This window comes from Bacillus sp. Bvel1 (assembly GCF_014872755.1).
Lineage (GTDB): Bacteria > Bacillota > Bacilli > Bacillales > Bacillaceae > Bacillus > Bacillus velezensis.
Genome location: NZ_JAAOBZ010000008.1, coordinates 436,795 through 457,656, shown reverse-complemented (window position 1 = coordinate 457,656; position 20,862 = coordinate 436,795). Strand labels below are relative to the sequence as shown.

Annotated in this window: 25 protein-coding genes; 23 read left to right on the top strand and 2 right to left on the bottom strand. The window is 44.1% G+C overall.

What is annotated here, in order from left to right:
* Positions 1 to 13 precede the first annotated feature (13 nt).
* The 3 genes from tuaG to HAP68_RS16630 all read left to right on the top strand — a co-directional run bounded on the left by tuaG (position 14) and on the right by HAP68_RS16630 (position 3,197).
* Positions 14 to 772 (top strand): teichuronic acid biosynthesis protein TuaG, encoded by a 759-nt coding sequence (gene tuaG, locus HAP68_RS16640; protein WP_003151380.1) that lies wholly within the window; start codon positions 14 to 16, stop codon positions 770 to 772.
* Positions 773 to 791: 19 nt separating this feature from the next.
* Positions 792 to 1,988: a teichuronic acid biosynthesis protein TuaH gene (tuaH, locus tag HAP68_RS16635; protein ID WP_024085869.1), complete on the top strand. Its 1,197-nt coding sequence runs from the start codon at positions 792 to 794 to the stop codon at positions 1,986 to 1,988.
* A gap of 132 nt (positions 1,989 to 2,120) precedes the next feature.
* Positions 2,121 to 3,197, top strand: a complete 1,077-nt coding sequence (locus tag HAP68_RS16630) for a glycosyltransferase family 4 protein (RefSeq protein ID WP_003151382.1) — start codon at positions 2,121 to 2,123, stop codon at positions 3,195 to 3,197.
* Between the two features lie 89 nt (positions 3,198 to 3,286).
* Here the strand turns inward: HAP68_RS16630 and HAP68_RS16625 are convergent, their stop codons facing one another.
* Together HAP68_RS16625 and HAP68_RS16620 are read right to left on the bottom strand one after the other, a co-directional pair.
* Complete coding sequence (locus HAP68_RS16625; RefSeq protein WP_024085868.1) at positions 3,287 to 4,501, bottom strand: LCP family protein; 1,215 nt, start codon at positions 4,499 to 4,501, stop codon at positions 3,287 to 3,289.
* A gap of 4 nt (positions 4,502 to 4,505) precedes the next feature.
* On the bottom strand, positions 4,506 to 5,153 hold the full coding sequence (locus tag HAP68_RS16620; RefSeq protein WP_003151384.1) for a YigZ family protein: 648 nt from the start codon (positions 5,151 to 5,153) through the stop codon (positions 4,506 to 4,508).
* 222 nt (positions 5,154 to 5,375) lie between these two features.
* On the opposite strand from HAP68_RS16620, the gene degS reads away from it, so the two are divergent.
* The 20 genes from degS (at position 5,376) to hpf (ending at position 20,738) form a co-directional block, all read left to right on the top strand.
* Positions 5,376 to 6,539 carry a two-component sensor histidine kinase DegS gene (gene degS / locus HAP68_RS16615; protein ID WP_003151385.1) on the top strand — a complete coding sequence of 388 codons (1,164 nt, stop codon included), beginning with the start codon at positions 5,376 to 5,378 and terminating at the stop codon, positions 6,537 to 6,539.
* A gap of 76 nt (positions 6,540 to 6,615) precedes the next feature.
* Positions 6,616 to 7,305: a two-component system response regulator DegU gene (gene degU / locus HAP68_RS16610; protein ID WP_003219701.1), complete on the top strand. Its 690-nt coding sequence runs from the start codon at positions 6,616 to 6,618 to the stop codon at positions 7,303 to 7,305.
* Between the two features lie 97 nt (positions 7,306 to 7,402).
* A complete protein-coding gene (locus HAP68_RS16605; protein ID WP_024085866.1) occupies positions 7,403 to 8,251 on the top strand; it encodes a DegV family protein in 849 nt (282 codons plus the stop codon).
* A 107-nt stretch (positions 8,252 to 8,358) separates the two neighbouring features.
* A complete protein-coding gene (locus HAP68_RS16600; RefSeq protein ID WP_024085865.1) occupies positions 8,359 to 9,744 on the top strand; it encodes an ATP-dependent helicase ComFA in 1,386 nt (461 codons plus the stop codon).
* 57 nt (positions 9,745 to 9,801) lie between these two features.
* A complete protein-coding gene (comFB, locus tag HAP68_RS16595) occupies positions 9,802 to 10,086 on the top strand; it encodes a late competence protein ComFB (protein WP_003151389.1) in 285 nt (94 codons plus the stop codon).
* Between the two features lie 5 nt (positions 10,087 to 10,091).
* Positions 10,092 to 10,781, top strand: coding sequence for a phosphoribosyltransferase family protein (locus HAP68_RS16590; RefSeq protein ID WP_196616643.1), 690 nt, complete (start codon positions 10,092 to 10,094; stop codon positions 10,779 to 10,781).
* A gap of 73 nt (positions 10,782 to 10,854) precedes the next feature.
* Entirely contained in the window at positions 10,855 to 11,274 is a 420-nt protein-coding gene (locus HAP68_RS16585) for a TIGR03826 family flagellar region protein (protein ID WP_003151392.1), read from the top strand.
* Between the two features lie 69 nt (positions 11,275 to 11,343).
* Complete coding sequence (gene flgM, locus HAP68_RS16580) at positions 11,344 to 11,610, top strand: flagellar biosynthesis anti-sigma factor FlgM (protein WP_003151393.1); 267 nt, start codon at positions 11,344 to 11,346, stop codon at positions 11,608 to 11,610.
* Between the two features lie 14 nt (positions 11,611 to 11,624).
* A complete protein-coding gene (locus tag HAP68_RS16575; RefSeq protein ID WP_024085863.1) occupies positions 11,625 to 12,107 on the top strand; it encodes a flagellar protein FlgN in 483 nt (160 codons plus the stop codon).
* A gap of 15 nt (positions 12,108 to 12,122) precedes the next feature.
* Positions 12,123 to 13,640, top strand: a complete 1,518-nt coding sequence (gene flgK, locus HAP68_RS16570; protein ID WP_024085862.1) for a flagellar hook-associated protein FlgK — start codon at positions 12,123 to 12,125, stop codon at positions 13,638 to 13,640.
* Between the two features lie 11 nt (positions 13,641 to 13,651).
* Positions 13,652 to 14,569, top strand: a complete 918-nt coding sequence (flgL, locus tag HAP68_RS16565; RefSeq protein WP_003151396.1) for a flagellar hook-associated protein FlgL — start codon at positions 13,652 to 13,654, stop codon at positions 14,567 to 14,569.
* Between the two features lie 90 nt (positions 14,570 to 14,659).
* Positions 14,660 to 15,229 (top strand): DUF6470 family protein, encoded by a 570-nt coding sequence (locus tag HAP68_RS16560; RefSeq protein WP_024085861.1) that lies wholly within the window; start codon positions 14,660 to 14,662, stop codon positions 15,227 to 15,229.
* Positions 15,230 to 15,258: 29 nt separating this feature from the next.
* Positions 15,259 to 15,690 carry a flagellar assembly protein FliW gene (gene fliW / locus HAP68_RS16555; RefSeq protein WP_003151399.1) on the top strand — a complete coding sequence of 144 codons (432 nt, stop codon included), beginning with the start codon at positions 15,259 to 15,261 and terminating at the stop codon, positions 15,688 to 15,690.
* The gene (gene csrA / locus HAP68_RS16550) at positions 15,684 to 15,908 is read left to right on the top strand and encodes a carbon storage regulator CsrA (protein WP_003151402.1); all 225 of its coding nucleotides are present in this window, start codon (positions 15,684 to 15,686) and stop codon (positions 15,906 to 15,908) included. The genes fliW and csrA overlap by 7 nt, the downstream gene beginning before the upstream one ends.
* 144 nt (positions 15,909 to 16,052) lie before the next feature.
* Positions 16,053 to 17,054, top strand: coding sequence for a flagellin N-terminal helical domain-containing protein (locus tag HAP68_RS16545; protein ID WP_003151403.1), 1,002 nt, complete (start codon positions 16,053 to 16,055; stop codon positions 17,052 to 17,054).
* Positions 17,055 to 17,304: 250 nt separating this feature from the next.
* Entirely contained in the window at positions 17,305 to 18,825 is a 1,521-nt protein-coding gene (locus HAP68_RS16540; protein WP_024085860.1) for a flagellar hook-associated protein 2, read from the top strand.
* Between the two features lie 19 nt (positions 18,826 to 18,844).
* Complete coding sequence (gene fliS / locus HAP68_RS16535) at positions 18,845 to 19,246, top strand: flagellar export chaperone FliS (RefSeq protein WP_003151407.1); 402 nt, start codon at positions 18,845 to 18,847, stop codon at positions 19,244 to 19,246.
* Positions 19,246 to 19,590 (top strand): flagella biosynthesis regulatory protein FliT, encoded by a 345-nt coding sequence (gene fliT, locus HAP68_RS16530; RefSeq protein WP_015387633.1) that lies wholly within the window; start codon positions 19,246 to 19,248, stop codon positions 19,588 to 19,590. Before fliS ends, fliT begins: the two co-directional genes overlap by 1 nt.
* Before the next feature lie 9 nt (positions 19,591 to 19,599).
* Positions 19,600 to 19,977 (top strand): DUF8042 domain-containing protein, encoded by a 378-nt coding sequence (locus HAP68_RS16525; protein ID WP_003151412.1) that lies wholly within the window; start codon positions 19,600 to 19,602, stop codon positions 19,975 to 19,977.
* A 194-nt stretch (positions 19,978 to 20,171) separates the two neighbouring features.
* Entirely contained in the window at positions 20,172 to 20,738 is a 567-nt protein-coding gene (gene hpf, locus HAP68_RS16520; RefSeq protein WP_003151413.1) for a ribosome hibernation-promoting factor, HPF/YfiA family, read from the top strand.
* Positions 20,739 to 20,862 lie beyond the last annotated feature (124 nt).

Genomic DNA, 20,862 nt, shown 5'->3' with positions numbered 1-20,862 from the left:
TGGAGATGTGACCATGACAAACTGGAAACCTTTCGTATCTGTCATTACACCGTCTTATAACGCAAGTGAATATATCGAAGACACGATTCAGTCCGTTTTACATCAAAGCCACCCGCATTGGGAAATGATTATCGCGGATGATTGTTCAACGGACGGAACGAGAGATATTTTACGGCAATATGAACAAAAAGATGAGCGGATCCGCGTCGTTTATTTAGATAAAAACGGGGGAGCCGCGGCTGCCAGAAATACAGCCCTTAAACATGCCAAGGGCCGTTATGTCGCATTTCTGGACAGTGATGACAGATGGAAGAAGGAAAAGCTTCAAAAACAGCTTGCGTTTATGGCGGAGCGTTCCTGCGCTTTTTCATTTACGGGCTACAGCGTCATGGAGCAGGACGGAACGCCGACGGACAAAACGATTCAAGCCCCTGAAAGCCTGTCATATGATGAAGCTTTAAAAAACACGATTATCGGATGTTTAACGGTCATGATTGACAGAGAGCAGACGGGGCAGATTCAAATGCCTGATATCAGAACGCGGCAGGATTTAGCGACATGGCTTTCCCTGCTGAAAAGGGGATTTACGGCTTACGGCCTGAATGAGTGCCTTTCAGAATACAGGCTTGTGCAGAATTCGATTTCAAGCAACAAGTGGAAAGCCGCAAAAAAAACGTGGTTTGTTTATAGAGAAATTGAGCGCCTGCATTTTATCAAGGCTTCGTGGTGTTTTATGCAATATGCGAAAAACGCGGTCTTGAAAAGACTGTAGGCGTCAGAGGAGCTGGGTGATGAAGGTGGAACCGATTATTCACGTAATCGTCGGAGCGGCGGAATGGGGGCATGACCGGCTGAGATACAGACGGCATCGGCTGGCTGAATTTCTTGCCCGGCAAAAAGAAACGAAAAGCGTCATTTGGGTATGCCCGTCCCCGCGAGCCAATGATGATCAGATGGCCGGGATCGCCGAGGGAATCCGGCAGTTCACTGTAAAGGATCTCATGCAGCAAAAAGCATTCCGTTTCGGCAGGTATACAGACATGTGTTACAGGCATAAACTTTCACCATTGTTGCACATGCTGAAGGAAGAAGGAGAAGGGGCCCGCTGCTGCTTATGGTACACCTTCCCCGGTTTTCCGCTTCTGGCAGATCTGTTTCCTTGGGATGAAGTGATTTACGATTGCAGTGATCTGTGGGCCGCTCCGATCAGCGGCCGGGCCGGTGTGCTGTCAAATGTAAGAAGAAACATCATTAAACAGGCGGAAATGAGAATCATTCAGCGTGCCGATTCCATCACCTGCACATCTGACTGTCTGCACCGGGAGGTCGGAAAAAAGCTGGAGAACCCGCACCAGAAAGTGTTCACCATTGAAAACGGAGTAGAATATGACCTGTTTTCACGGGAAAATAAACAGCCGGATGAAGACATTTTACGGGGAAGAAACGGAACGGTTCTCGGTTTTATCGGCGGAATCAAACCGAAGCTCGATTTTGCGCTTATGGCGGAAACGGCAGATTTGCGGCCTGACTGGACGATTTTATTGGTGGGCCCGAACACGGCTCAGGACGATCCGGATTTCGAGTCGCTTCTGGAACGCCCGAATGTCATCTGGACGGGACCTGCCGCGCCGAATGAAGTGCCGTCCTATATGCAGCTTGTCGACATCGGCATCATGCCGTATAAAAATTCACCTTATAATGACGCGGTATTTCCGCTTAAGCTTTTTGAATTTTTAGCCGCCGGGAAATCGGTTGTCGGCTGCAACCTTTCTTCTACGTCAAAAATCAAAAGGCCTTACGTTTATGAATACGTTGAAGGGAGCGACCCCGCAGATTTCATCGCGGCCTGCGACGCGCTTCTGGCAGCGGACCGCCGCGGATCATATGAGGCTTTGCGCCGTGAATTGGCCCGGGGACGGGATTGGAATGTTTTATTCGGCCGAATGCTTGAATGCACGGGTATATTGGAAAATGCGCAATCCCATTAAAAGGGAAAGCGCATTTTTTGATTTGAGTGTTTCTTTTTGATGATGCTTGTTATAATAACTAGTAAGAATTATAATGGAAGGAACGGTTCAATATCAGAAAAGACTTCATATAATTCCAAAGGAGACTTCTTTATGCTTGACGAACGCATGTTTCGCATAGTTGTTGCGTTTTTTGTCTCTCTGCTAACGGTTTTAATCCTAACTCCTATCGTAAAAAAAATTGCGATCAAAATAGGTGCAGTTGACCAGCCCAGCAACCGAAAAGTACATGATAAAATAATGCCCCGTATGGGCGGCTTGGCCATCTTTATCGGCGTAGCGGCGGGTGTGCTCGCGGCCGGCATATATAATGAAACGAAAATGACCGCCATTACGGTGGGTGCGTTTATTATTGTTATTTTAGGAATCCTTGATGATAAATACCAATTAAGCGCAAAGGTAAAGTTTTTCGTCCAGCTGGCCGTGGCCATTATGATTGTGAGCACGGGACTGAAAATGGACTTTTTCTCCGTACCGTTTTTAACGGAACGTTTAGAATTGGGATGGGTCGCTTACCCGCTGACTGTGTTATGGATCGTCGGTATTACGAATGCGATGAACCTGATTGACGGTTTGGACGGACTCGCTGCCGGCCTGTCGGTCATCGGACTCTCCACTATCGCCGTTATGGCGTTGTCCGGAGGGAAAATCCTTATTCTGTCACTTTCACTTGTCGTGATAGGAAGCACACTCGGATTTTTATTTTATAATTTTCACCCGGCAAAGATATTTATGGGAGATACCGGATCGCTCTTTCTCGGATACGTCATCTCAGTACTCTCATTATTAGGTCTTTATAAAAGTGTTACTTTATTCAGTATCATCATTCCGATCATCATTTTGGGCGTGCCGATTTTTGATACGACATTCGCCGTCATCAGGCGGATTTTAAACAAACAGCCGATCTCAGCGCCTGATAAGTCACATATACACCACCGGCTGATGGCCTTCGGGCTGTCACACCGCACGGCTGTCATTATCATTTATTTAATCGGCTTTATTTTCAGCGTCAGTGCCATCCTGCTGAAAAGCGCGACCATTTGGCTTTCGCTGTTTATTATTTTTGTATTGATTGTATTTATGCAAATCATAGCAGAGGTCACAGGGTTAGTAAATGAACAATTTAAACCATTTACCAAGTTTTACAAAAGATTGGTAAAGAAAAATTAAAAAGAGCAGATCATGCGAATGGTCTGCTTTTTTGCTATTCTCTTATTATATAGAAAAACCCGATCCTGCTCAAAGGATCGGGTTTACTCTTAATAGCCTGTTGTGCCGCCGGACTGTGTGCTGTCCGTACCGTTTGCACCTGCAGTACCGTTGGTTGAATCGGTTGTGCCGCTTGTTCCTGTGCTGCCGGAAGTCGAATCAGCCGTACCGCCTGTTCCTGTGCTGCCGGAAGTCGAATCAGTCGTACTGTCCGTTCCGGTGCTGTCAGAAGCGGGATCGGATGCCGTGCTGCTTCCGGACGGGTAATCCAGGTGCTTCTGCAATTCCTGCCGTACTTTCTCGAGATTGGTTGGATCCGGCTGGAAATAATATGTTCCGCGCGTAGTTGCGGTTCCGCCTAAATATAAATCTGATCCTGTTATGGTCAGTGTATCAATCTTTTTGCTGGTAAAGCCGCTGTAAATCTGCTGAAGAGCGAGTCCTTCAGTGATTCGGATATTCGTTTGGACATTATTGCTCGCTGTTTCAGCGATTTTATCGATTTTAGCAATATTTCCAGCTCTGGACATTTGGTCGATCAGTGCGTTTAAAATTTGCTTTTGGCGGTCATTCCGGCCGAAGTCTCCGCGCTTATCCTGCTTTCTCATCCGCGCGTAAGCCAAAGCCTGCTCACCGTTCAAATGCATGTTTCCTTTCTTGAAATAGATCCGTTTCTTTTTACTGACGTCACTCATCTCGTCGAAGTCAAACGGCACTTTTACATCGACCCCGCCTACTTCATCAATAACATCCTTAAAGCCATTGAAGTCGACAGTGACATACTTATCAATCGGTATGCCTAATAAGTCTTCGACGGTTGAGACGGTTTCATCCGCTCCGCCCTTAGCAAAAGCCGCATTGATTTTTGTTTTGTTACCGGTTGTGTCGCCGGCAAGCGTCACCCGCGTATCACGCGGAATACTCAGCATTTTCATTGTTTTATTTCTCGGATCAAGGGTAACGACAATAAGAGAATCTGATCGTCCGCCTTTTCCGCTGGTGGCATAATTTTCGATCCCCATAAACAAAATGGAGAACGGTTTTTTCTTCATATTGATGACTTTATCCCGCAATTTTGATTTGTCTCCGCGGGAAAGGGCATCATATGCATTATCTGCCGCATTGATCGTTTTGTATACTTTGTATCCGCCAAATCCGGCAGCAACTAACAAAACGAGGGTAAGCAGCAGCAAAATCCGTTTGAATATGATCTTTCGTTTGCTTTTCTTTTTCTTTCGAACACGCACTCTTACACGTTCAGCCATTACATTAGTCTCCTTTAGGGCTGACGTCTGTTTCTAAATACGTCAGTTCTCCCTCTGTATTCTTACTCTTGCCGTTCGTCAGTTCTGTCATCCATTTTAGAAACGCTTCTTTGTCTTTTTCTTCAACGTACGTTTCAAATTCGACATGATCCGCATAATGGATATCTTTCAGTAAAAAAACTGATTCTCTCAGTTCGTTCTCTATCTTGCCGAGCCACGTATAATCCGCTGATGTATGCATAATCCGCATCAGCTTCCGCTCCGTAACTCCTATATGATTTAAGCCTTCAGACACTGACTTCCCATATGCACGAATCAATCCGCCTGCACCGAGCTTTATTCCGCCGAAATACCGGGTAACCACCGCGCAGGTATCTTTCAGACCGCGTTTTTTCAGCACTTCCAGCATGGGGACGCCGGCTGTGCCGCTTGGTTCTCCGTCATCATTGGCCTTTTGTATATGGTCGGTTTCGCCGATCAGATAAGCTGAGCAGTTATGAGTCGCATTCCAGTGCTGTTTTTTTATCTTTTGTATAAATTCCTGCGCTTCCTCTTCAGAAGCAGCACGGCTCAGGTGACAGATAAAACGTGATTTTTCAATCACAATCTCATGTTCACCCGTTTCTTTAACAGTTAAATAGCTGTGCAGCATGATTGCTGGACCCTCCTGACAAGCATTAAAAGACTTGTTTCTACAAATTCGAACAGACTTTAGAATTTTTGCGCATATTTTGGTATCATGAAAGAGTAAGATACTATATAAAAATGTTTTTTTCTAGAATATACGCATTCTTTCATTATAATTCGACATAAATTGCAGTTCAATTACATTTATAATAAAAATACATAACAACACCGTTACGGAGGGAGACAGATGAATAAATCGAAGATGGACTCCAAAGTTTTGGATTCTATACTTATGAAAATGCTGAAAACCGTGGACGGGAGCAAGGACGAGGTTTTTCAAATCGGAGAGCAGTCGCGCCAGCAATATGAGCAGCTGGTTGAAGAACTCAAACAGATCAAACAGCAGGTGTACGAAGTCATTGAGCTGGGCGACAAACTTGAAGTTCATACGCGGCACGCACGAAACCGCTTGTCTGAAGTGAGCAGAAATTTCCATAAGTTCAGCGAAGAAGAAATTCGCAACGCCTATGAAAAGGCGCACAAACTTCAAGTGGAACTGACGATGATCCAGCAGCGTGAAAAGCAGCTGCGGGAGCGCAGAGATGATTTAGAACGCCGGCTTTTGGGGCTTCAGGAAATCATTGAACGGTCAGAATCATTGGTCAGCCAAATAACCGTCGTTCTGAATTACCTGAATCAAGACCTTCGCCAAGTAGGGCTTCTTCTTGCCGATGCGCAGGCTAAACAAGATTTCGGCTTAAGAATCATTGAAGCCCAAGAGGAAGAAAGAAAAAGAGTTTCCAGAGAAATTCATGACGGTCCCGCGCAGATGCTGGCAAATGTCATGATGAGATCGGAATTAATTGAACGGATCTTCCGCGACCGCGGCACGGAGGACGGATTTCAGGAAATCAGAAATCTTCGGCAGAATGTGCGGAATGCCCTTTACGAAGTCAGAAGGATTATATATGATTTAAGACCGATGGCATTGGACGATCTCGGGCTGATTCCTACACTGAGAAAATATCTTTATACAACTGAAGAATACAACGGAAAGGTGAAAATACATTTTCAGTGTATCGGAGACACGGAGAACAAAAGGCTTGCCCCGCAATTTGAAGTGGCGCTTTTCCGTCTCGCTCAGGAAGCCGTCACAAATGCACTCAAACATTCAGAATCAGAGGAAATAACAGTAAAAGTGGAAGTAACCGCTGATTTTGTCGTTCTTATCATTAAGGACAACGGAAAAGGCTTTGATATTAAGGATGCTAAACAAAAGAAAAACAAGTCATTTGGCTTGCTGGGAATGAAAGAAAGAGTAGATCTGCTTGAAGGAACGATAACGATAGACTCTAAAATAGGTCTTGGGACATTTATCATGATTAAGGTTCCGTTATCTCTCGGCCTATAATTTGTTAAATAGAGCCAAAAGACATATTGACCGAACAGCGGCGTATATAGAACAATAGGATAAGGAGGCGTAGCGTGTGACTAAAGTAAATATTGTTATTATCGACGACCATCAACTATTCCGTGAGGGTGTAAAAAGAATATTGGATTTTGAACCTACCTTTGAAGTGGTAGCAGAAGGTGACGATGGAGATGAGGCGGCTCGAATCGTCGAGCATTATCATCCCGATGTTGTCATAATGGACATCAATATGCCGAATGTAAATGGAGTAGAGGCTACTAAACAGCTTGTTGAGCTGTACCCTGAATCTAAGGTGATTATCCTCTCCATCCATGATGATGAAAACTATGTGACTCATGCTTTAAAAACAGGTGCAAGAGGCTATCTCCTGAAAGAGATGGACGCAGATACTTTAATCGAAGCAGTGAAAGTGGTAGCCGAGGGCGGTTCTTACCTTCACCCGAAAGTAACCCACAATCTTGTCAACGAATTCCGCCGTCTTGCGACAAGCGGAGTTTCTGCTCATCCTCAGCATGAGGTTTATCCGGAAATCCGGAGACCATTACATATATTAACGAGACGGGAATGTGAAGTGCTGCAAATGCTTGCAGACGGAAAAAGCAACCGCGGAATCGGTGAATCATTGTTTATCAGTGAGAAAACAGTGAAAAACCACGTGAGTAATATTTTGCAGAAAATGAACGTTAATGACCGGACACAAGCCGTTGTCGTAGCCATTAAAAACGGCTGGGTAGAGATGCGTTAGTCATGTATGAGAAGACTTGCCATAATAGGCAAGTCTTTTTTTACAGCTTCATATCTATTAAAATACTTATTAAGTACTTAATAAGGCAGGTAAAGTGATGAAGATTGCAGTTGTAACAGACAGTACAGCATATATTCCGAAAGAGATGAGAGAAGAACATCATATTCATATGATTCCTCTTCAAGTGGTTTTCGGTGAAAAAACATTCCGCGAAGAAACAGAACTCGACTGGAGAAGTTTTTATAAAGAAGTAAAAAATCATGATGAGCTGCCGACTACGTCCCAGCCTTCTTTCGGTGAATTAATCGCATTGTACGAAGAACTGGGCAAAACATATGACGCAGTCATAAGCATACATTTGTCCAGCGGAATCAGCGGAACTTATAACAGCGCCGCCTCGGCAAACACTATGGTTGATCATATTAAAGTTTATCCCTTTGATTCAGAGATCAGCTGTTTGGCGCAAGGTTTTTATGCATTAAAGGCAGCACAGCTCATTAAAGACGGTGTTGACTCACCGGAAGAGATTATTAAAGAGCTGGAAGAAATGAAAAAAACAGTCCGTGCGTATTTTATGGTGGATGATTTATCACACCTCCAGCGGGGCGGGCGTCTAAGCAGTGCTCAGGCTTTTATCGGCGGTCTGTTAAAGGTAAAGCCTATTCTTCATTTTGACAATAAGATAATTGTTCCTTTTGAAAAGATTCGCACACGCAAAAAAGCGATTTCGAGAATTTTTGAACTGTTTGGGGAGGATGCAAGTAAAGGAATCCCGATGCGGGCCGCTGTCATCCATGCAAACAGGGAAGAAGAAGCGGCGGATATTATACAGGAGTTAAGCGGTAAATATCCTCATGTCGAATTCTATAACAGCTATTTCGGTGCCGTGATCGGAACCCATTTGGGCGAAGGCGCCATCGGAATCGGCTGGTGCTTTAAAAACTAAGTGAAAATCTCCGTTTTCAAGGGCGGAGATTTTTTTATTATTAAATTTTCGTGATTCGACAAAAAAATTCCCGGCAGGCATACTTTGAACAGAAAGGAGGCAGGGAGATGTCCGAAGGTGCTTCAGAATTTTCAGAGGTGCGGGATTTCTTTTACGGCCGGCATTTATTGAGATCTGAGATACCGTTTTCAGATCAGCGCATCAACCGTTTTATAGAAAAAGAGCATATAACGGCCGAGCCGTCAATCATCCGCCGGAAAAACCGTTACGTCTGCCAACGATGCGGTCAGTCTGATCAAGCCTGCTTTGCGGCATTTTGGGCGCCCTCTGCCAAAAGGCAGATTACCTATTGCCGTGCCTGTGTCATGATGGGAAGGGCTGATGAACTGACATCATTATATTCTTGGAATCAAGCCCCTGAAAACAGCTGGGAGCCTGTAAAGCTTTCTTGGGAAGGAACACTGACAGACGGACAGAAGCAGGCCGCCGCCGCGCTTACAGATGCGATAAAAGAGAGACAAGAGCTGTTAGTATGGGCGGTTTGCGGATCGGGGAAAACAGAGATGCTGTTTCCTGGTATCGAGTTTGCCCTGAATCAAGGTTTGCGCGTCTGTGTCGCGACTCCGCGTACAGATGTCGTACTTGAACTGCTGCCGAGACTGAAAAAAGCATTTGAGAAAGTCGACGTTTCTGCTTTGTACGGCGGCAGCGAGGACAAAGGCCGCTTGACTCCGCTGATGATCTCAACCGCTCACCAGCTGATGCGCTACCGAGACATTTTTGATGTCATGATAATAGATGAAGTAGATGCGTTTCCTTTTTCAGCCGATGAGACATTAAGGTTCGCTGTTGATAAAGCGAGGAAGAAAAACAGCGCCCTTGTTTATGTAACGGCAACTCCTTCTGACACATTAAAAAAGAATGCTGAAGCAGGTTTGCTGAAAAGCGTTCGCATACCGGCCAGATATCATCGGAAACCCCTCCCGGAGCCGCGTTTTTTGTGGTGCGGCAATTGGAAGAAGAAGCTTCAGAAAGGAAAACTGCCGCGCTCTGTAACGGATTGGGTCCGCCAAAAACTTCAATCACAGCTGCCGGTTTTCTTATTCGTTCCGTCTGTACACGTATTGAAAAAGACAACGGATTATTTTCAGAAATTAAACATACGGGCAGAAGGCGTACATGCGGAAGACACATTCAGAAAGGATAAAGTGAAACGATTCAGAGACGGCCGGCTTGATCTGCTGGTAACGACTACGATTTTAGAAAGAGGGGTTACCGTGCCCAAAGTTCAGACATGTGTCCTCGGCGCAGAAGCACCTATCTTTACTGAGAGCGCGCTCGTACAGATCGCGGGCAGAACGGGAAGGCATTATAAACATTTCAGCGGTGATGTCGTCCTGTTTCATTTCGGAATGACAAACGGAATGAAAAAAGCAAAAAAACATATAGAACTTATGAACAAATTGGCACAAAAAAGTAAATTGTTGGACTAGTTAATTTCAGAAAACATGATACAGTATACTCATACTTTCCTATGAGGAGCTGTCAGCATGCTTGTCAATTCTAAAGAAATCATATTAAAGGAACTTCTCGACCGCCATATGCCTAAGCTTCATATGAAATGCACATGCCGGGTATGCAAAAATGATGTACTGGCACTTTCATTAAACCGGGCTGAGCCGGCATATGTTACAGATAAAAAGAAAGTTGCTTATGCAAAAGCAGAGATAGTTGATAAACAGAAAAATACGGCGCTGCTTGTCATTCTGGCTGAATCAGCGGCGATTGTTTCGGTTAATCCAAGCGAGTTCTGTGAAACTCGGGAAGGAGCGTAATATCTCTGAATTGTTTATTGTGTGACTCACCAATTTCAAGTTCATTGACTTGGAGATCTCTGTTTTCTCTGGCGCCCGAGCAAGAGGTATGCACCATATGTAGCAGCCGATTCGAAAAAATTGAAGGCCCCGTATGCAGTATATGCGGGAGGCCTCAGGAGTCAAATGAAAAATGCGCTGATTGTGCGGCCCGGGAATCAAAAACGGAAAAGCGCTTTTTGCTGCGGCAAAACCGTTCGGTATATTTGTATAATGATGCGATGAAGGACTCATTAGCCCGGTTTAAATTCAGGGGTGATGCGAAAATCATTCAAGCATTTGGACGTGACTTTGCTGCCGGCTTTAAAGCGGCATATCCATCAAATACACATACTCTCATCCCTATTCCGCTGAGCGGCGAACGGCTGGCGGAACGCGGTTTCAATCAATCCGAGCTGCTGGCCTCTCTGCTCGGAATGCCCGTCATTTTCCCCCTCATCCGACTGAACAATGAAAAACAATCCAAAAAGAGCAAAACAGAAAGGCTGTCCGCAGAAAAAAAGTTTTCAGCAGCCGAAAACTCGGCCGAAGGTATGAACGTCATCTTAATAGACGATATTTATACGACGGGCGCCACACTGCATCAAGCCGCCGAAGTCCTGCTGACAGCGGGTAAAGCGTCATCGGTCTCCTCTTTTACTTTAATCAGGAGCTAAATCATTCTTTTTTTCTGCCGATATAATTGATAGAAATATAAGGCAGATTAAAGAAGGAATAGGAGTTAATACGATGGGTGAATTGGCGAATTGTCCAAAATGCAATGCTTTATTTTTTAAAACGAACCTGCAGACCGTGTGCCAGGCATGTATTAAAGAAGAAGAAAAAGCATTTGAAACCGTCTATAAATTTTTGAGAAAGCAGATCAACAGACAGTCGACGATGCAGCAGATCACTGAGGAAACAGGTGTGGATGAAGAGCTGATCCTCAAGTTTATCAAACAAAAAAGGATTCAGATCAGCCAGCTTCCGAATTTGGCATATCCTTGCGAAAGGTGCGGAAATCCGATCAGGACGGGGAAATTTTGCAAGTCCTGTCAGACAGATATTGAGTCGCAATTAGATCATATGAACCAAAAAACAGCCGCTGAATTCAAAGAAAAAAACAGTACAAAAGACACATACTATGCCTATAATACCAAAAACACCTGATTCCCTAAACTAACTGATAACGCAGTCGATAAAAGAATTAGACTGCGAACAGAAAGCGAGAGGAATCCTATGAAAATCAATCAGTACGGAACACAATCCGTTAATCCATACCAAAAAAATTACGAAAAGCAAGCCGTACAAAAAGAGGCTGCAAAGCCGAAGGACAAAGTGGAAATTTCTTCTCATGCAAAAGAGCTTCAAAATGCGTCAGATGCGGTCACTAAAACACGTCAGGAAAAAATCGCTCAGCTTAAAGCGGATATAGAGAGCGGAACATATAAAATAGATTCAAACAGCATCGCTGAAAACATAGTGAATTTTTATAAAAAGCAATAAAAAGGAGAAAGTCAATGTCTGCAAAGCCAATTATTAATCAACTGAAGCGACTTTGCGCACTGCATGAACATCTGCTCACGCTGTCTGAGGAGAAAACGGAAGCGCTGAAAGCAGGTAAAACAAAAGAGCTCTCCAACATATTGACTAAAGAGCAAAAGTATATTCAGGCAATCGGGCAGACTGAGGAAGAACGAATCAGGTTAACTTCTCAGTTTCTCAGCCGCGGTGAGGACAATACAATTGCTGCATGCATCTCCAGAACTTCAGGCAGTGAAAAACAGGAGCTTGAAGGGTTATTTCACTCTCTGTCTGCGCTTCTTGACCGTCTGAAAGAAGTGAATGAGATGAACAAACAGCTCACGATTCAGGCTTTACAATTCATCTCCGGGGCATTCGATATGATTATGCCGGGTGAAAAAGAGAATATGAATTATAAAGAGCCGCAAGCGGCGCGCAAGCCTGTCAGCCGTTTGACATTATTCGATTCAAAAGCTTAGAACGGAGGATTTTCAATGCCATCGACTTTTATGGGGCTCGAAACAGCAAGGCGTGCATTGAGTGCGCAGCAGACTGCATTGAGCACAGTTTCAAATAACGTTGCAAATGCAAATACAGAAGGATATACGAGGCAGCGCGTCACATTACAATCGACGAGCCCTTATCCCGCGGTATCAAAAAACAGTGATCTGACGGCCGGCCAAATCGGAACAGGAGTAAAAGCCGGTTCAGTTGAGCGCGTCAGAGACAGTTTTTTAGACTATCAGTACAGAACGGAAAATACAAAATTAGGGTACTATACAGCCCGTTCCAATTCATTGTCGCAAATGGAAGGCGTCATGAAAGAGCTTGACAATAACGGATTAAACGGATCGCTCAGTTCATTTTGGAATGCCCTTCAGGATCTGGCGACGAATCCGGAAAATACGGGAGCGCGCTCAGTTTTGCAGGAGCAGGGGAAATCTCTTGCCGAAAGTTTTAACTATATATCTACCTCTTTGACTAACATTCAGGGTGATATTAAAAAGAACCTGGATAACACAGCTGATCAGGTCAATTCCATTCTCAATCAGCTGAATGACCTTAACAATCAAATAGCGGCAGTTGAGCCGAGCGGTATGCTCCCTAATGATTTGTATGACCAAAGAGACAGATTGATTGATCAATTATCTTCTATGGCAAATATAAAAGTTTCATATAATAAGTCGGGCGGACATGCCTTGGCGACTGCTGAGGGCACGCTTAACGTCGAATTGCTGAACGGGAACAACAATTCTCTCGGAACGCTGCTCGACGGTAACACAAAAACAGTTTCAGAAATGAAAATCAACTACGACAAGGACAGCGGACTCGTGTCGAGTGTGTCAGTCGGCAGCAGTACGGTCAATGCGGATGCATTTACCGGAAAAGGCTCACTTTTAGGTCTTATTGAATCATACGGCTATATGTCAAACGGAGAAGAAAAAGGGCTTTATCCTGAAATGCTGACGGCTCTTGACAATATGGCGCTATCCTTTGCTGACGCGTTTAATGCAGTTCATGAAAAAGGGAAGACCTATACAGGCGAACAGGGTGCAGCATTTTTTGATTTCAGCGGTGATGAAGCGGTGCCGGCAAAAGGTGCGGCAGCGAAAATAAAAGTCAGTGACAAAATCCTTGCGTCTACTGATAATATCGCAGCGTCGTTAAACGGAGAAAAAAGTGACGGCACAAACGCGACAAATCTTGCAGCCGTACAGAACAGCAAGCTGACTATTAACGGTGAAACCACTACAATTAATGACTTTTATGAATCCCTTATCGGAAAGCTGGGCGTTAATTCACAAAAAGCGGCTAATCTTATGAACAACTCTGAAAGCAACACCCTTTCAGCCGATGAACGGAGACAATCAGTCAGTGCAGTGTCTTTAGATGAAGAAATGACAAATATGATTCAGTTTCAGCACGCTTATAATGCGGCTGCGCGGATCATAACGATGCAGGATGAAATATTCGATAAAATTATTAACGGTATGGGCACCGGAGGAAGATAGGAGATAAGTAAATGAGAGTAACTCAAGGGATGATCGCAAAAAATTCTCTTCGATTTATCGGCTCAAGTTATGACAAGCTCGATCGGCTTCAGCAGCAAGTGTCTACGGGGAAAAAAATCACGAAAGCTTCTGATGATCCGGTCGTCGCAATGAAGGGAATGCAGTACCGTACTCAGCTTGCGCAGGTAAACCAGTACCAACGGAATGTTTCGCAAGGTTTTACATGGCTGGAAAACTCGGAATCAAGCGTAAACTCGGAAACGGATATTATGGGGAAAATCCGGGACTTGATGGTTCAGGCGAAAAGTGATTCGAACGGTGAAACAGAATTGAAAGCAATCGGTACAGAAATCGGCCAGCTGAAAAAGCAGCTCGTTTCTGTCGCGAATACTCAGGTAAACGGACGTTATCTGTTTAACGGAACGAATTCAGATGTCCCGCCGATCACTGAAAATGCCGACGGCACATATACGTACAACTATGAGAATTATACCGGTGCTTCGGATGTTAACATCAACATCTCAAACGGAGCAGTGCTGAAAGTGAATTCTGATCCAAACTCAGCTTTCGGAGGCGTCGCACAAAATGGAGATAATGTATTTGAATTTCTCAACTCCTTAGAAGCTTCTTTAAGCAAAGGCACGCTGTCCGAAGCAGATTCAAATCAAATTCTGTCAGATATCGACGGTTTTACTGACAAAATGAATGCTGAAAAATCCAATATCGGCGCACGCACAAACCGGTTGGAACTCATTCAGACAAGATTGGAATCACAAGCGGCAACCGCTGAAAAAGTATTGTCGGATAATGAGGATGTAGAAATGGAAGATGTAATTGTTGATTATTTATCTCAACAGACGGTTCATAGAGCAGCGCTGTCAGTGAATGCGAATATCATTCAGCCGTCACTGATCGACTTCCTGAAATAATATAACTATCGTCTTCAATATATAAAAAAAGCGACTCACAACAGGGAGATCGCTTTTTTTACTAAAATACTATAAACAGGAGGGATCTCTGTGCAGATGCCGAGATTGATTATTGACAGTGTGCCTGCTAAAATCGGTATAACCTTTCAAAAGGAAGAAATCGAGATGGAACAGCCGCCCGCTGACCTGGAAATCGAGCAGCCGCCGGCAGAGCTGAACATTGAAAGCACGCCGGCCAAACTGACGATTGATCAGACGAGGGCGTGGGAGAACTTGAATCTCAAATCATTTGAAAAGCTGAACGCTGAAGCCGCTCAAAAAGGTGCTGAGGCCTGCAGCGAGTTTATCGCAAAAACAGTCAGGGAAGGGAAGGAAATGGCGGCTATCGAAAAGAAAACGGGCAATGTGATGGCCCGGCAGGCAGCAGATGTCAGGCCGCCCGATCCATTCGGCGAATCCAGCGACTTTCTGCCTGCGCAGTTTCTCGTCGACATTGACTGCATTCCTTCAAAGCTTACGATTGATATTGAAGCCCGCAAACCTTCAATTGAAGCAGCCGTCAATAAACCTGTATGGAATTATACGCCGGGGAAAGTTCAGATTGATATGATGCAAGACCCTAAGGTGACGATTTCGGTTGATGATGGCAACGCAGAATAAAAGATGAAAGTGGTAAAGGATTGTGAAGCATGATAATTAAAACAAAATATCACGGAGAAATCAGAATAGATGAAGGGCAGATTATCTCATTTGAAAACGGCCTGCCGGGATTTAATGACGAGACTCAATTTGTTGTTCTTCCTTTGTCGGAAGATTCACCGTTTTTGGCGCTGCAGTCTGTGAAACAGGAGCACATCGCCTTTATTGTCGCCAGTCCGTTTATTTTCTTTAAAGGGTACGAATTTGACATTGACCAAGCGACGCTTGAGCTTTTGCATATTGAAGATATAGAGGACGTCGAAGTGATGGCGATTTTAACGCTGGAAGAGCCTTTTGAAAACACGACCGCCAATTTAAAAGCGCCGATTATCGTCAATAAAAAGGAAATGAAGGCGAAACAAATCATTTTACATGATGCTTCCTATGAAACAAAACATCTGATAGGAGGAGGATCATGCTAGTTCTCTCAAGAAAAGTGAATGAGTCCATTCAGATCGGGCCGGATATTGAAATAAAGGTGATCGCTATCGAAGGAGAACAAGTGAAGCTGGGAATTGAAGCGCCTCAGCACGTAGATATTCACCGGAAAGAAATCTACTTGTCGATCCTGGAAGAGAACAACAGAGCCGTATCTTTTAATACTGATTTATTACTTAACTTATCCTCACAAAAAAAGTGAGGATTTTTTTATTTTCAATATAAACAATGGAAGCGGCCGTCCGATATATATATTGTAGCCAATGAGAGGAAAAATTTTCTTCAGAAATGACGCTGCGCAAATGCACAAGGACGTGCGAAAAACAATTCAGGGAGGAAATACAAAATGAGAATCAACCACAATATCGCGGCTCTTAACACTAGCCGTCAGCTGAATGCAGGTTCAAACTCTGCTGCAAAAAACATGGAAAAATTATCTTCAGGTCTTCGCATCAACCGCGCTGGTGATGACGCTGCGGGTCTTGCGATCTCTGAAAAAATGCGTTCTCAAATCCGCGGTTTAGACATGGCGTCTAAAAACGCTCAAGACGGAATCTCTCTTATCCAAACATCTGAGGGTGCATTGAACGAAACTCACAGCATTCTTCAGCGTATGAGCGAGCTTGCTACACAAGCAGCTAACGATACAAACACAGATTCTGACCGTTCTGAGCTTCAAAAAGAGATGGACCAATTAGCGTCTGAAGTAACAAGAATCTCTACTGACACTGAGTTCAACACGAAGAAACTTCTTGACGGAACTGCGCAAAACCTGACGTTCCAAATCGGAGCTAACGAAGGCCAAACAATGAGCCTGTCTATCAATAAAATGGACTCTGAAAGCCTGAAAGTTGGTACGACTTATACAGTATCCAATGATCAAAATACATTGACATCAACTGACGGAAAAAGCACTGCTACTTGGGCGGATGAAGTAACAGATCCAGATGGTAAGGTTACAAAAGCAGCCGGCTATTATGATACTGACGGTAAAGTCGTTGCATCTGAAAAATTAGCTGCAGATTCTAAAGTAACAAAAGGTATCGACATCTCTTCTTCAGCTAAAGCTGCGTCTTCAGCTCTTACAACAATCAAAACAGCTATCGACACAGTATCTAGCGAGCGCGCTAAACTTGGTGCGGTTCAAAACCGTTTAGAGCACACAATCAACAACCTTGGTACTTCTTCTGAGAACCTGACTTCTGCTGAATCACGTATCCGTGACGTAGACATGGCTTCTGAGATGATGGAGTACACGAAAAACAACATCCTTACTCAGGCTTCTCAAGCTATGCTTGCGCAAGCTAACCAACAGCCTCAGCAAGTTCTTCAATTGCTTAAAGGTTAATGACGGAAAGATCCTGGTTCTCCAGGATCTTTTTTTTATTTCTTCAGCTAACTCCTCCTTCAGCAAGCCAAAGAACCCTATTGACAAAATGAAACATTATATTTTGCAGTTAAATTATTGAAAACCTTTTAATATGACCGATATAAGAATAAGATCATACATTTATGGAGCTGTGATATGATAAACAGTCGGAAACTCACTGTTGTCATAGAGCCGTCTACGACTAAACGCCGAAAAGGAGAGGGTACATATGGTCACAAGAATCACAGGCCTTAATTCCGGTCTTGATGTAGATTCTCTGGTGAAAAAAATGATGGATGCCGAAAAGCAGCCGCTTAATAAATTAAACCAGCAAAAGCAGACGCTTGAATGGAAGCGCGATGCTTATCGGGAAATGAATACCCAGATTGCCGACATGTATTCTACTACATTTAATAATATGCTGATGTCCACAAACTGGAATAAAAAAACAGTAACAAGTTCGGATTCCAGTGTCAGCGCGGTGGCCGTCAGTGCCGAACAGAATATTTCAACGAGCATGTCTGTACAGCAGCTGGCTACGCCGACGACTTATAAATCCTCAGGGGCCATCAATTTCACTTGGGGTCAAAGCCAAACATTGAAATTCAATGTCACAAATCCGGGGGAAACGAAGCCGACTGAGGTAAACGTCACGATCGCCGCAACCGATACGATTGACGATGTCATTTCTAAACTGAACAGCTCGGGTCTCGGAGTGACGGCTTTAAAAGAGAAAATCTCTAACGGCTCGGATTATGTGGACACGATTGCGTTCACTTCCAATAAAACGGGGGAAGGGTTTACCCTTTCAGCAGGTGATGACGCGACCAAAAGCTTTCTGAAAGATCAGCTCGGTTTTGCCGTTGATGATGCAACAAATGAACTGACGGCCAATGCCGAAGGGAAAAACGCGAAGTTTACGTTCAACGGGCTTGAAATGACAAAAACATCAAATAACTTTACGATCAACGGCATCAAATACACGCTGAACAGCGTGACGGACAGCAACAAAACGGTTACGATTAACAGCACGACTGATACGGACGGCATTTTTAACAACATTAAAGATTTCGTTGATAAATACAATACGTTAATTAAAAGCGCAAATGAGAAGGTGACAGAATCAAAATACCGTGATTATAAGCCGCTAACCGATGAACAAAGAGAAGCAATGACCGATAAGCAGATTGAGCAGTGGGAGGCAAAAGCCAAAAGCGGTTTATTACGGAGCGACAGCACGCTGCAGAACGGTTTGGCGGAGATGCGGCTTGATCTGTACTCAACGGTTACGATTGACGGGAAAAAATATCAGCTTGCCGATTTCGGAATTGAGACGTCTGATAGTTATACGGATCAAGGAAAGCTTGTCATTAAAGACGAAGCGAAACTGAAACAGAAAATTACCGAGAATCCTGCTCTCGTGGCTAAACTGTTTAATGCAGACAGCCCTGATACAGCGAAAACCAAAAACCCGGAGGAACAGGGGATTGCCCGGAGATTAAAAGACACATTAAACAAAATGCAGATTCAAATTTCAAAACAGGCGGGTACGGAAAGCTCGGTATCAACCAGCTTTGCCATCGGAAAAAGCCTGGATGAAATAGAAACAAATATTTCCAATATGAAAACGAAGCTGGATGACATCGAGACGAGATATTATAAAAAGTTCAGCGCACTGGATACGGCATTGGAGAAATTGAACAGCCAATCTTCATATCTCACGTCAATGTTAGGATCTTCAACTTCATAACCTTGGGGGTTTTATAAAAATGGCAATAAATAATCCTTTTGCTGCTTACCAGCAGACATCCGTCTTTACAGCCGCTCCGGAAGAGCTGACCCTTATGCTTTATAACGGCTGCCTGCGATTCATTAAGCTGGCAAGGCAGGCGATGAAGCAAAACAACCTTGAAGCCAAAAATGAAAATATCGTAAAGGCGCAAAACATCATTCAAGAGCTCAGCATCACGTTAAACCGGGAGATTGAGATTTCCGAGCAGATGTCATCCATTTATGATTACATCCGCCGCCGGCTGATCGACGCGAACGTGCAGAATAACGGAGAGTTTTTAGATGAAGCGGAAAAGCTCGTTACTGAATTTCGCGACACGTGGAAGCAGGCCATGCAGAGTGAACGGAAAAACAGCCATGGCGCGGGCGGCCTTGCCTGATGAACAGCAATGTCTTTTCTTTGTATAACGAAACGAAGAACATGTACGCCGCACTGAAGGACGCCCCGGAAAGCGACGGTCTCATCAGCAGCGTTACGGCATTTACGGAGAAAAGGGAGGAGATGCTTGCGGGCATAAAGCCGCCTTTTTCCGAAGAAGAAAAAACGCTGCTTCGGCAGGTGGCCGCGATGGACCGTCTGATTACCGGCGAAGTGAAACGGATTCAGGATGGTATCCGAAATGAAATAAAAACGCTTAAGAAAAAACGAATCTACCATAATACGTATTTCAATCCGTATCAGCAAACGACAAGTGACGGCCGTTATTACGACAAACGCAAATAGGTGAGTGTTTTGAGAAGTTTGAACGATTACCATTTGGTGTCAGCCTATTACCAGCTTCTTTTTACGATTGATGAGGGGCTTTGCTACCTGTTGGACACACAGGATGATTTTTTTAAGACGGAGGGCGAGCGGATTTACAACGATTTGATTCAGGCTTTTTTTCATCTCGATTCCTCTCATGCGCTTCTGCTGTCTATCATTGAGTGCCGATGCGTGGAGACGGCGATCCGCTCATTTGACGAGATCTTTCAGGATTTCAGCATGTTAAATGATTATGATTTCCCGTCCGCCCCTTTTCAGGAGTTTTTAAAAACCATCTTTCTGCCGCATTATAAGCTATGGATGGAGCAGACGCACGACTGTATCAAACCGTATGTTCTTCACTAGACCTGCTGCAAGCGGCAGGTCTTTTGCCTGCGTCCTTTGCATATACTTATAATCCTGCCGGAAGCTGCCGGATAAAACCGACACCATTCGTCATCGTTCACCGAATTTACACATTACTTTAACGTTTCAGCAGGGATCAGAAGGGGTAAAAGAGAAATAGTTACATATCCTTAGATAAAGGGAGGCGTTCTTTGATGAACTACAATATCAGAGGAGAAAACATTGAGGTTACACCTGCGTTAAAGGATCATGTGGAGAGAAAAATCGGCAAGCTGGAACGATATTTCGAGCAGAGCGTCAATGCCGATGTGAACGTCAACTTAAAATTCTATAACGATAAGGAATCCAAAGTTGAAGTCACCATTCCGATGACTGATCTGGCGCTTCGTTCTGAAGTGCATAACGAGGATATGTACAATGCAATTGATCTCGCAACAAACAAGCTGGAACGTCAAATCCGAAAGCATAAAACAAAAGTCAACCGAAAATTCCGCGAGCAGGGTCTTCCGAAACATTATTTCGAGAACGGCAGCGCTGCTGATACGGGCGTAGCGGTTCAGGACGAAATTGAAGATGACAGCCCGGAAATTGTCCGTCAAAAGCGTTTTAATTTAAAACCGATGGATAATGAAGAAGCGATTCTCCAAATGAATATGCTCGGACATAATTTCTTCGTATTCACCAACGCGGAGACGAATCTCACAAATGTCGTTTACCGCAGAAATGACGGCAAATACGGATTAATTGAACCGACTGAATAAACCCACCCAGCCTTCCGTGAACGCGCGGAAGGTTTTTCTCTATCTTTATCTGCAAATTCTTTGGAAATAGCAAAAGGTATGTTATGATAATGAGAGGTATACATGGACAGAAAATTATCATTTA